Raw genomic sequence first — 1,679 nt, forward strand, 5'->3', positions numbered from 1 at the left:
TAGCCTCGATCGTTCATGAGTCCTCGTCGGTTCGCTGACGGGGACTCCGCGTTTGTGTGGTGCGGTCTTTTCGGGGTTGGGGCAGGGCGAGGGTCCGGCTCTCGCGTCGGATGGGCGCCGGGTTCCACTTCACCGGTGTGTGGTGGTGCGGGTCGTCGGGACGGTCGATGTGGCTGGTCAGCCGGGGTTCGGCAGGGCGTGGAGCCTGACGATCGCGTGGCTGATGACGGCGGTCCAGAGCCATCGGGTGGGCAGGCGGAGCCAGCGGCGGCGGCCGGTGTTCACGAGCTGCGCGGGGGCGGAGAACAGCCGAAGCCGGAGCTTCTTGGGCTCCCAGCGGCGGGCATCGCCGCTCAGTGCGAGCATCTGCATCCAGGCGAGGAGGTCGAGTGCGAGGGAGACGATCTCCAGCCAGATCCGGTTTTGTGCCGTGTCGTGCAGGGGCAGATTGCGCAGGCCTGTGGCGCGGGCGCCTCGGATGCGGTCCTCGCAGCGGGCCCGCCTGCGGTGACGCAGTTCGAGGTCGGCGAGCTGGCCGCCTTTGGTGTTGGTCGCGAAGCAGGTGAGCCGCAGTCCGTCGAGGTCGGTGAAGCGCAACTGGGCACCGGGGTGCGGGCGTTCCTTGCGGACGATCAGCCGCATGCCCGTGGGCCAGGTGCTCAGGTCGGGCATGTCGGTGATCTCTGCGACCCAGGCTCCGGGCCGTTCGGTGCCGCCCGCGTCGTAGGCCGGTGTCCACGCCTTCTTCGGGATCTTCAGGACGGCCTGGTGGATGGCGTCGGTGATGGTCATTCCGACGGAATACGACAGCCACCGGCCGCGCCGGGAGAGCCAGTCGAGGAAGGCGTGGGTGCCGCCGCCGGAGTCAGTGCGGATCAGCGTCTGCCGTCCCCGCCGCAGGCGTTGGGGCAGCTGGGCCAGGGCGAGTTGGGCGGTCTCGATGTGATCGGCGGCGGTGTTGGAGCCCGCGTTGCCGGGCCGCAGCAGGGCCGCCACCGGCTCTCCGGACCCGGCTGGGCCGTGGTCGACGAACGCGACAAGCGGGTGATGGCCGAAGGTCTTCTTCCAGGTCGCGGTGGCGTCTTGTTTCTCGGAGTGGGCGAGGACCAGCACGCCGTCGATGTCCACGATCACCTGGCCGTCGGCGGCCGGACTGCTTGCCCCGGCCAACTCCCAGACGCGCTGACGCACTTCGGAACGTGCACCGCGGATCGCTGCAAGAGCTTTCGGGCCGGACGCGGCGAGCGCGTCGACGAGGCGGGAGACGGTCGGATCGGAGGCCACCGGGCCGAACACCGCCGGCTCGGCCCGCAGCATGCCGACGTCGGCCAGACAGTCGCCGCCGAGTGCGACGGCCAGGGCCACATCCAGCAGGATCTTGCCCGGATCGTGCACGGCCCGCCGCTTGCGCCACGGCGCCAGCGCCGCGGATATCGCGGTGTCCAGGGCGGACCTGCGGACCGTCTCGACCAGCAGCACGGCCCCGGCCTGGGCAACAACTCCACGGCTGCCGCCCTCGACACGGACACGCGGGTACGACCCGCTACTCTTCTTCACCTGGAGAGTGCTTCTTTCCTTGCAGCTGACAGGACCCTCGACAAGTCCCATCGTTGCAGGTCAGCAGCACTCTCCATTTATTTGATCAAGACTCGGACAGACCCACTCGCGAAAGCGCGAGG

At 69.4% G+C, this 1,679-nt stretch carries 1 protein-coding gene; it reads right to left on the minus strand.

All coding sequences use genetic code 11. From position 1 onward, the window contains the following. Positions 1–177: 177 nt before the first annotated feature. Positions 178–1,557 carry an IS1380 family transposase gene (locus ACFXI4_RS44640; RefSeq protein ID WP_385003423.1) on the minus strand — a complete coding sequence of 460 codons (1,380 nt, stop codon included), beginning with the start codon at positions 1,555–1,557 and terminating at the stop codon, positions 178–180. Positions 1,558–1,679: the final 122 nt, after the last annotated feature.

This window comes from Streptomyces sp. NPDC059224 (genome assembly GCF_042754285.1).
Taxonomy (GTDB): Bacteria; Actinomycetota; Actinomycetes; order Streptomycetales; family Streptomycetaceae; genus Streptomyces.